The organism is Solirubrobacter ginsenosidimutans, from assembly GCF_027587205.1.
Map to the genome: position 1 here is coordinate 113,131 of NZ_JAPDOD010000027.1, position 9,380 is coordinate 122,510.

Annotated in this window: 10 protein-coding genes; 4 read left to right on the forward strand and 6 right to left on the reverse strand. The window is 72.7% G+C overall.

Annotated elements, in window-relative coordinates:
• Positions 1–2 precede the first annotated feature (2 nt).
• Together OM076_RS26110 and OM076_RS26115 are read left to right on the forward strand one after the other, a co-directional pair.
• Entirely contained in the window at positions 3–530 is a 528-nt protein-coding gene (locus tag OM076_RS26110; RefSeq protein ID WP_270043040.1) for an RNA polymerase sigma factor, read from the forward strand.
• The gene (locus OM076_RS26115; RefSeq protein WP_270043041.1) at positions 527–1,117 is read left to right on the forward strand and encodes a hypothetical protein; all 591 of its coding nucleotides are present in this window, start codon (positions 527–529) and stop codon (positions 1,115–1,117) included. Before OM076_RS26110 ends, OM076_RS26115 begins: the two co-directional genes overlap by 4 nt.
• A gap of 48 nt (positions 1,118–1,165) precedes the next feature.
• Here the strand turns inward: OM076_RS26115 and OM076_RS26120 are convergent, their stop codons facing one another.
• From OM076_RS26120 to folD, 6 genes are read right to left on the reverse strand one after another with little or no spacing between them, the layout of a single operon-like run.
• Positions 1,166–2,068 carry a pyridoxal-phosphate dependent enzyme gene (locus OM076_RS26120; protein ID WP_270043042.1) on the reverse strand — a complete coding sequence of 301 codons (903 nt, stop codon included), beginning with the start codon at positions 2,066–2,068 and terminating at the stop codon, positions 1,166–1,168.
• Complete coding sequence (gene gatB / locus OM076_RS26125; RefSeq protein WP_270043043.1) at positions 2,052–3,449, reverse strand: Asp-tRNA(Asn)/Glu-tRNA(Gln) amidotransferase subunit GatB; 1,398 nt, start codon at positions 3,447–3,449, stop codon at positions 2,052–2,054. Before gatB ends, OM076_RS26120 begins: the two co-directional genes overlap by 17 nt.
• Positions 3,446–4,861, reverse strand: a complete 1,416-nt coding sequence (gene gatA / locus OM076_RS26130) for an Asp-tRNA(Asn)/Glu-tRNA(Gln) amidotransferase subunit GatA (protein ID WP_270043044.1) — start codon at positions 4,859–4,861, stop codon at positions 3,446–3,448. The genes gatB and gatA overlap by 4 nt, the downstream gene beginning before the upstream one ends.
• Positions 4,858–5,148 carry an Asp-tRNA(Asn)/Glu-tRNA(Gln) amidotransferase subunit GatC gene (gatC, locus tag OM076_RS26135; RefSeq protein WP_270043045.1) on the reverse strand — a complete coding sequence of 97 codons (291 nt, stop codon included), beginning with the start codon at positions 5,146–5,148 and terminating at the stop codon, positions 4,858–4,860. The genes gatA and gatC overlap by 4 nt, the downstream gene beginning before the upstream one ends.
• Positions 5,149–5,208: 60 nt before the next feature.
• Positions 5,209–5,694 carry a hypothetical protein gene (locus OM076_RS26140; RefSeq protein ID WP_270043046.1) on the reverse strand — a complete coding sequence of 162 codons (486 nt, stop codon included), beginning with the start codon at positions 5,692–5,694 and terminating at the stop codon, positions 5,209–5,211.
• A gap of 4 nt (positions 5,695–5,698) precedes the next feature.
• The gene (folD, locus tag OM076_RS26145) at positions 5,699–6,541 is read right to left on the reverse strand and encodes a bifunctional methylenetetrahydrofolate dehydrogenase/methenyltetrahydrofolate cyclohydrolase FolD (RefSeq protein ID WP_270043047.1); all 843 of its coding nucleotides are present in this window, start codon (positions 6,539–6,541) and stop codon (positions 5,699–5,701) included.
• Positions 6,542–6,571: 30 nt separating this feature from the next.
• Between folD and OM076_RS26150 the strand changes: the two genes are divergently transcribed.
• Positions 6,572–8,251, forward strand: a complete 1,680-nt coding sequence (locus tag OM076_RS26150; RefSeq protein WP_270043048.1) for a gamma-glutamyltransferase family protein — start codon at positions 6,572–6,574, stop codon at positions 8,249–8,251.
• A gap of 208 nt (positions 8,252–8,459) precedes the next feature.
• Positions 8,460–9,380, forward strand: a 921-nt coding sequence (locus tag OM076_RS26155) for an RNA polymerase sigma factor (protein WP_270043049.1), incomplete at its 3' end; no start/stop codon positions are given.

Below are 9,380 nucleotides of genomic sequence, written 5' to 3' on the forward strand. Positions count from 1 at the left end.
GCATGCTCGACGAGGCCGCGTTCGCGGAGCTCTATGACCGGCACGCCCCGCCGCTGGCCGCGTGGCTGCGGCGGCGGTCGGACCCGGACACCGCGCAGGAGTTGCTGGCGGAGACGTTCGCGGAGGCGTGGTGCTCACGCCGGCGCTTCAAACCCGAGCGCGGCTCGGCGCAGACCTGGGTGTTCGGCATCGCGCAGCACCTGCTGTTCGGCTACTACCGGCGGCTCGCGGTCGAGGACCGGGCGCGCCGGAAGCTCGGGATCCTGCTCGAGCCGGCCGTCTACGACGAGGCGGACGCGCGCCTCGACGCCGTCGCCCTGCGCGGTGAGCTGAGCGCCCGGCTGGCCCTGCTGCCGGAGGGCACGCGCGCCGCCGTGCTGCTGCGGGTCGTCGAGCAGCTCGACTACGAGGAACTCGGCCGGCGCCTCGGCTGCTCCTCCCCCGCCGCGCGCCTGCGGGTGTCCCGCGGCCTGCGCGAGCTGCGCCGCGAGCGCGGCGCCAACCTCACTCCCGAAGGAGCCGTGTCATGAGCGTGGATTCCGACGTCGCCGCCGTCCGTGCCGCGCTGCTGCCGGCGATCGCCCGCGACGCGCGCCGTCGCCGTGGCCGTCGCCTCTGGGCCGCGGGGCTCGCGGTCATCGCGCTGCTGGGCGGCTCGACCGCCGTCGCCGCCGCGACCGGCGTGATCTGGTCGACGCCGAAGATCGACGCCGGCGTCCCGACCGTGCCGGAGTGGACGTACTACGCGCACAACCCGTTCTCGAAGGACGGCGGCCCGGTGCTGCTGCATCGCCATCCGGACTCGCTGGCGAAGGCCAACCACGCGATGGAGGCCAAACTCGCGACCGCGGGCGTGACCGCGCGCTGCGGCACCGACGCCGGTCACCCGCTCGCGTGCTTCCTCCCGAGCGGTGAGCTGGTCGACGGCGCCACCATGTCTGCCGCGCTGGCGGGTCCGAACGGGATCGTGGTCATCGACGAGGGTCCACAGGACTACGACACCAAGCCGCTGACCGCGGCCGAGGCGCACGCCTGGCTGTGCGCCCACCCGACCCAGCGCCCGGGCGCCGACGGCGGCGAGAAACCCGCCCCGACCGAGGGCTACGAGGACTGCTGAGCGAAACGACCGTCGAGTTTCTCGCGTACAGCGCGAGAAACCCGACGCTCACGGCATGACGAGGGTCGCCAGCTCGGCCGCGAGCGGGTGGCCGAAGAGGCCTGGCAGGCCGCCGGTGTGGACGAACACGGTCTTCTCCCCCGGCTTGATGTCGCCGTCGCGCACCGCGGCGGCGAGCCCCGCCATCGCCTTGGCGGTGTAGACCGGGTCGAGCACGAGGCCTTCGAGACGGCCGGCGTCGGAGATCGCCTGGCGCGCCGCGTCGGTCAGCAGCTCGTAGCCGGGACCGACCTGGTCCAGGCGCATCCGCAGGCCTTCGGCGCTCACACCCAGCTCCGTGACGAAGCCCGACACCCGCTCGACGGGGTCTGAGACCGCGCCGGTATCGACGCCGAGCACTCGCCCGGCGCCGAGCCCGGCAACGAGCCCCGCCATCGTTCCGCCAGAGCCTACGCCCACCACGACGTGCTGTACACCGGGCACCTGCTCGAGGATCTCCTCGGCGCACGTCACGTAGCCGCGCGCCCCGACCGCGCTCGAGCCGCCGTAGGGCAGGACGGCCGCGCCGGGCCGCCGCGCCGCGATCTCCTCCGGGTCTCCGTCCCAGACGATCTCGGCGCCGAACACGGCGTCGAGCGTGAGGTTCCCCGTGCCGGAGCCCGCGTGCAGCACGAGCACGACATCCAGCCCGAGCCGGCGGGCGGACGCCGCCGTCAGCCGCGCGTAGTTGCTCTGGGCGGCGCCGGTCGTGACGAGCGTCGTCGCGCCCGCGGCGACCGCCTCACCGCACAGGTGCTCGAGCTTGCGCAGCTTGTTCCCGCCGCCGCCCAGGCCGAGCCAGTCGTCGCGCTTGATCCACAGATCGCCCGCGCGGAGCCCGAGCCGCTCCGCCAGTCGCGGAGCGGGCTCGCACGGGGTCTTCCAGACGCCTAGGTCAGAGACCGAGGGCACTACGCAAGAGTCGGTTGACCTCGCCGCCGTCGGCGCGGCCCTTGGTCTCGCGCATGATCGGCCCGACCAGCGCGCCCATCGCCTTGGCGTTGCCGCCCTGGATGCGCTCGACGACGTCCGGGTTCTCGGAGATGACCTTGGCGACGATCGCTTCCAGCTCGCCGCTGTCCTCCATCGCGGTCAGGCCCTCGCGCTCGGCGATCTCGGCCGGGTCGCCGCCTTCGGCGACCAGCTTGTCGAGGATCGTCCGGCCCGCCGCCGCGGTGACCGTCTTGGCGCCCACCAGCGTCACGAGCTTGGCCAGCGACGCGGGCTCGACCGACGCGCCGTCGCGGGAACGCAGTTCCGTCACCCAGATCGCGGTGGCCTTCGGGTCCGGAGCGCCGTCGGCGGCCCGCTCGAAGTACTCGCCCCACTCGGGCTCGAACGCGAACAGGTGCGCGGTGTCCTCGGCCAGGCCGAAGGTCTCGACGTAGCGCGCGGTGCGCTCGGCCGGGAGCTCGGGGATCGCGCGGCGGGCGGTCTCCAGCATCTCCGGCGTCGGCACCAGCGGGACGAGGTCGGGCTCCGGGAAGTAGCGGTAGTCGTGCGCCTCCTCCTTGGAGCGCAGCGAGCTGATCCGCCCGCTGACCGGGTCGAAGTGCAGCGTCTCCTGCGTCACCGCCTCGCCGGCCTCCAGCAGCGCCGTCTGGCGGGCGATCTCGGCGTTGATGCCCTGCATCACGAACCGGAACGAGTTCATGTTCTTCAGCTCGGTCTTGGTGCCCAGCTCGGTGGTGCCGACCGGGCGGATGGAGACGTTGGCGTCGCAGCGCAGCGAGCCCTCCTCCATGTTCACGTCCGAGACGCCGAGCTGGCGCAGCGTCTCGCGCAGCAGCTGCAGCCAGTCGCGGGCCTGCTCGGCCGAGTGGATGTCGGGCTCGGTGACGATCTCCGCCAGCGGCGTGCCGCCGCGGTTGTAGTCGACGATCGAGCTGTCAGAGCCGTGGATGCGCCCCGACTCGCCCACGTGCACGAGCTTGGCCGCGTCCTCCTCGAGGTGGATGCGGTGGATGCGCACGTCGCCCAGATGCCCGCCCAGGCAGAGCGGGATGTCGTACTGGGAGATCTGGTAGCCCTTGGACAGGTCCGGATAGAAGTAGTTCTTGCGGTGGAAGATCGAGCGCGGCGCGATCTCACAGCCGAGGGCGAGGCCCATCATGATCCCGTAGGTCACGGCCTGCGCGTTGGTCACCGGCAGCGTGCCGGGGAGGCCGAGGCAGACCGGGCAGGTGCGGGTGTTGGGCTCCTCGCCGAAGCTCAGCTCGCAGCCGCAGAACATCTTCGTGCGGGTCTTGAGCTGGACGTGGATCTCGAGGCCGATGACAGGTTCGTAGTTCATGCGAACGCTCCGGATCCGTCGAAGCCGATCGCCTGTTCGAGCGCGTACGCGGCGTCGAGCAGGCGGTTCTCGCTGAAGGCCGGGCCGGCGATCTGAAAGCCCACCGGCAGGCCGTCGGAGAGCCCGTTGGGGATCGAGATGCCAGGGATGCCGGCGAGTGACATCGGCACGGTGCAGAAGTCGTTGAGGTACATGGCGAGCGGGTCCGCGGTCTTGGCGCCGAGCTCGAAGGCGACGCCCGGCGCGGTCGGGGTGACGACGAAGTCGAAGTTCTCCCAGGCGTTCGTGAAGTCCCGGGCGATCAGCGTGCGGACCTTCTGTGCCTTGGCGTAGTAGGCGTCGTAGTAGCCGCTCGAGAGCGCGTAGGTCCCGAGCATGATGCGCCGCTTGACCTCGGCGCCGAAGCCCTCCTCGCGCGTCTTGGTGTACATCCCGAGCAGGCCGCCGGTGGTGTCCTTGGCGCGGAAGCCGAACCGCACGCCGTCGTAGCGGGCGAGGTTCGAGGATGCCTCGGCGGGCGCCAGCAGGTAGTACGCGGCGAGGCCGTGCGGGGCGTGCGGGAGGTGCATCGTCTCGACGGTCGCGCCGAGCGCCCGGGCCTTGTCGAGCGTGTCGTTGAACGCTGCGAGGACGCCGGGCTCGATGCCCTCGCCTGAGAGCTCCTCCGGCACGCCGAGGCGGATGCCCTTGAGGTCGCGCGCGGTCGGCAGCTTGACCGGCTCGGGCAGGCCGATGCTCGTGCTGTCACACGGGTCGGGGCCGACCATGCCGGAGAGCAGCAGCGCGGTGTCGGTGACATCGCGGGTGAACGTCCCCGCCTGGTCGAGCGAGGAGGCGAAGGCGATCATGCCGTAGCGGCTGATCGCGCCGTAGGTGGGCTTGAGGCCGACGATCCCGCACAGCGCGGCGGGCTGGCGGATCGAGCCGCCGGTGTCGGTGCCGATCGACCACGGCGCGGTGCCCGCGGCGACGCTCGCCGCGCTGCCGCCGCTGGAGCCGCCCGGGACGCGGGTCGTGTCCCACGGGTTCAACGTCGGCCCGTACGCCGAGTTCTCCGTGGAGGAGCCCATCGCGAACTCGTCCTGGTTGGTCTTGCCCAGCAGCGTGCCGCCGGCGGCCTTGAGGTTGCGCACCGACGTCGCCGTGTAGGGCGGGCGGTAGCCCTCGAGGATCTTCGAGCCGGCCTGGCTCGGGATGCCCTCGGTGGCGAAGAGGTCCTTGATCGCGATCGGCACGCCCGCGAAGGCACTGTCCGTGTCCTGCTCCGGCGTCTCCTCCGCGACCCAGGTGAAGGAGTTGAAGGCGTCCTTCTCCGCGCGGTCGCGGTAGAAGGCGAAGTACTCGGCGGCGTCGAGCTCACCCGACTTGATCGCGGCGGCGGCCTGGGCGGCCGTCAGCTCGAGCATGCTCATGCGGCACCCGGGCTCGGCACGCGGAACCCGCTGTTGGCCATGTCCGGCGCGCTCTCCAGCGCCTTCTCACGCGGAAGTGACGGGCGCGGCTCGTCGGCGCGCAGCGCGTTCTCGACGTCGATGACGTGGGAGGTGGGTGGGACGTCCGCAAGGTCGCCGAGCTCGCCGATCAGCTCGATGTGATCGAGCACCTTGGAGAGCTCGCCGCCGAAGCGCTCGACCTCCTCGTCGGTGAGTTCGAGGCGGGCGAGGCGGGCAACGTGCAGTACCTGATCGCGACTCAGCATTGGCGCTGATGTTAGGCGGGTGTGGCGGCGGAGCCCGATCCGGGGATTCGAACCGGCGCGTCAGCCCGGGACGGGGCGGCGCGGGACGTCGGGGGCGACGGCGCCCGGGGTCGATTCGTCGCGCATGCTCAGCCAGCTCCCAACCCAGGCGAGGATCGCGCCGGCGAGGGCGAGCCAGGCGCCGTAGCGCAGGTCGGCGGCGCCGTTGGGGCCGGGCGGGTCGAGCAGCCGGAACACGACGAGCAGGATCGCGAGCCAGCCGGTCGCGCTCGCGATCACCGCGATGCCGATCGACTTGGCCGGGCCGCTCGTCGTGACCGAGATGACCGGGACGAGGATCGCCGGCAGTGCGATGACGGCCAGCAGGATGTCGGTGACCGTGAAGGCCTGCCACGCCGTGACGCTCTCGACCACGAGCGTGAACTGCTTGACCTGCAACGTCGCGCCGTCGAGCGCCGTCGGCAGGTTCGGCATGTACCAGGGCAGGAACAGCGAGACGAGCAGCAGGACGCCGCCGAGGCCGGCGATCGGCTCCGCGCGGCGCATCGCGCTAGGCCGCGGCCTTCGCGGCTTCGAGGGTGTTGCGCAGGAGCATCGCGATCGTCATCGGGCCGACGCCGCCGGGCACGGGCGTGATCAGCGACGCGCGCTCGACGGCGGAGTCGAACTCTACGTCGCCGGCGAGCTTTTCGGGCGTGCGGTTCATGCCCACGTCGATGACCACGGCGCCCTCCTTGATCCAGTCGCCCTTGATCAGCTCCGGGACGCCCACCGCGGCGATCAGGACGTCCGCGCGGCGGCAGACCTCCGCCAGGTCCCGCGTGCGCGAGTGGCAGGTGGTGACGGTGGCGTTGGCGGCGAGGAGCATGGCCGAGATCGGCTTGCCGACGAGGTCGGAGCGGCCCACGACGACCGCCTCGGCGCCCTCGAGCTGCACGTCGTGGCGGCGAAGGAGCTCCATGCACCCGCTCGGCGTGCACGGCCGCAGGCCGGGCAGCCCCTTGCTCAGCAGGCCGGTCGAGATCGGCGTGAGGCCGTCGACGTCCTTGCGCGGGTCGATCTCGGTCGTCAGCGCGGGGCCGTCGACCTGCGGCGGTGTGGGCAGCTGCAGCAGGATGCCGTTGACCGCCGGGTTGGCGTTGAGCTCGTGGATCGTCGCGCGGACCTCGTCGTGCGAGGCGTCCTGCGGGAGGCGGAGGTCGAACGGGCGGATGCCGACCTCGTTGCTCGCCTTCTGCTTGCCGCCGACGTAGATCGCGCTCGCCGCGTCGTCGCCCACCAGCACCGTCGCCAGGCCGGGCGGTTCGTGGCCTTGCGCGACCCACGCCGCGACCTCGTCGCGCACCTCGGCGCGGACCTGTTGGGCGATGGCCTTACCGTCGATCAGCGTCATTTCGCCGCCGGAGGCTAGCGTTCCGGGTGGATGCCCTTCACGACACGGCCTGAGCTCTCCGGCACCTTCGGCATGGTCGCCTCGACCCACTGGCTGGCCTCCGCGGCCGGGATGGCGGTGCTCGAGCGCGGCGGGAACGCCTTCGACGCGGCGGTGGCGGCCGGTTTCGCGCTGCAGGTCGTCGAGCCGCACATGAACGGTCCGGGCGGGGATCTGCCGCTGCTCTTCTGGAAGGACGGGGTGCCGCAGGTGCTCTGCGGGCAGGGACCGGCGCCCGCCGCGGCGTCGGTGGCCTCCTACCGGGCGCTGGGGCTGGAGCTCGTTCCGGGGACCGGCTACCTCGCCGCCTGCGTGCCGGGCTCGTTCGACGCCTGGCTGCTGCTCCTGCGCGACCACGGGACCTGGGAGCTCGCCGACGTGCTCGCCTTCGCGATCGGCTACGCGCGGGACGGGTTCCCGGCGACGCCCGGCATCCTTCGCGCGATCGCCGCGCTGGAGCCGAGCTGGGAGACCTCGCACGCGCTCTGGCAGCCGAGCGCGCGGCTGCGCAACCCGGTGCTGGCCGAGACCTACGCGCGGCTCGCGCGGTCGGGCGGGGACACGCGCGAGGCGCGGATCGACACGGCGCGCGAGGCGTGGTACCGCGGGTGGGTGGCCGAGGCGATCGTCGCGGCCGTCGGAGTGCCGGCGGTCGACAGCACGGGTGTTGCGCACGCGGGTGTTCTGTCGGGCGACGATCTCGCCGGGTTCTCGGCGTCGTACGAAGCGCCGGTGTCGCTCGACTTCGGCGGCTGGACGGTCTTCAAGACCGGGCCGTGGGGCCAGGGGCCGGTCCTGCTCCAGCAGCTGGCGATGCTCGACGGGGCGGACCTCGGGCCGTTCCTCGGCGTCGAGCACCTGCACGGCGTGGTCGAGGGCGCGAAGCTCGCGTTCGCCGATCGCGACGCCTGGTACGGCGACTCGGCCGACGTGCCGTTGGACACGCTGCTCTCGCGGGCGTACGCGGAGGAGCGGCGGGCCCTGATCGGGGCTGACGCTTCAGGCGAGCTGCGCCCCGGGCTCGATGGGCGCGTGCCGACGGTCCACGCGGGTGCGGACGCCCGCGCGGGCGTGGGCGAGCCGACCCGCGGCGACACCTGCCACCTCGACGTCGCCGATCGCTTCGGCAACCTGATCTCGGCGACGCCCAGCGGCGGCTGGCTGCAGAGCTCGCCGGCGATTGAAGGTCTCGGCTTCTGCCTTGGGACGCGCGCGCAGATGTTCTGGCTCGAGGACGGACTGGGTGCGTCGCTGGTGGGTGGGCGGCGGCCGCGGACGACGCTCTCGCCGTCGCTGGCCTTGCGCTCGGACGAGACCGTGCTGGCGTTCGGCACTCCAGGGGGCGATCAGCAGGATCAGTGGTCGCTGGAGTTCTTCCTCGCCCACGCCGTCTACGGGCTCGACCTGCAGGCCGCGATCGACGCGCCGATGTTCCACACCACCCACTTCCCGAGCTCGTTCTATCCGCGCGCCGCGTCGCCGCGGCAGGTGGAGGTCGAGGCGCGGGTGCCGGAGGCGACGGTGGCCGCGCTGCGGGCGCGCGGGCATGACGTCGTCGTGGGCTCGGAGTGGGAGCACGGGCGGTTGAGCGCGATCTCGCGCTCGCCCGACGGGTTGCTGCACGGTGCCGCGAACCCGCGCGGGATGCAGGGCTACGCCATCGGCCGCTGAACGAGAGTCGACTTAGCCGTGTAGAGCACGAGTAAGTCGTCTCTCGGCGCGCGGGTGAGCGTGCGCGCGCCACTTTCCGGCGGTCGTGACCAACCTCGCGGTGCGGGTGAAGGTCTCCATCACTGGTGTCGCGCGCCCACGTGACCACGAGGCCTTGGGAAATCCCAAGGACTTCCCAACCCCGCTCGGGGAGGGTCGAGCGATCAACATGTCCTGGCGCTTCGAAAAGCTCGACGACTCCCGCCTGGCCGCCCGCGTCGCCCGCGGCGACGAGGCCGCCTTCGAGGTCCTCTACGACCGCCACCATCGGGCGTTGTTGTCCTTCTGCCGCCACATGCTCGGCTCGACCGAGGATGGCGAGGACGCGCTCCAGCAGACCTTCCTGCGCGCCCACGGCGCGCTGCGTTCCGGCCAGCTTCCCGACGCGGTCCGGCCGTGGCTCTACGCGATCGCCCGCAACCGCTGCCTCTCGATGCTGGCGGCGCGCAAGGCCGTCGCGGTGCCGCTGGACGAGGTGGCGCCGTCGTTCGACGGGCTCGCCGACGGCGTCGAACTGCGCGCCGACCTGCGCGAACTCGTCGGCGACCTCGCCCGCCTGCCCGAGGACCAGCGCGCGGCACTCGTGCTCTTCGAGCTGGGCGGGCTCTCGCAGGCGGAGATCGCGCAGGCGATCGACGTGCCGACCGGCAAGGTCAAGGCCCTCGTCTTCCAAGCCCGCGCCGAGCTGATGGCCGAGCGCGACGCCCGCACCACCCCATGCGCGACGATCCGCGAGGAGCTGGCGGTCGCCCGCGGCGGCGCCCTCCGCCGCGGCCCGCTGCGCCGCCACCTCCGGCTCTGCGAACCCTGCCAGGCCTACCGCGCCGCCGTCGCGACCCAGCGCGCGGGCCTCGCATCGATCCTCCCGGTCGCCCCAGCGCTGGGCCTCAAGGCCGCGATCCTGGCCGCGGCGACCGCGAAAGGCGTGACCGCCGCGGGCGGGGCGGCCGGTGGCGGCGCAGCGCTCGGGGGCGGGACCGGCGGCGCGGCGAGCGGCGCGCACAGCGGAGCAACGGCGGGTGCCGCCCATGGCGGTGCCGCGAGCGGCACGCTCGGCAGCGGCTCGGCCGGCGCCGGCGGAGCGGCGTCC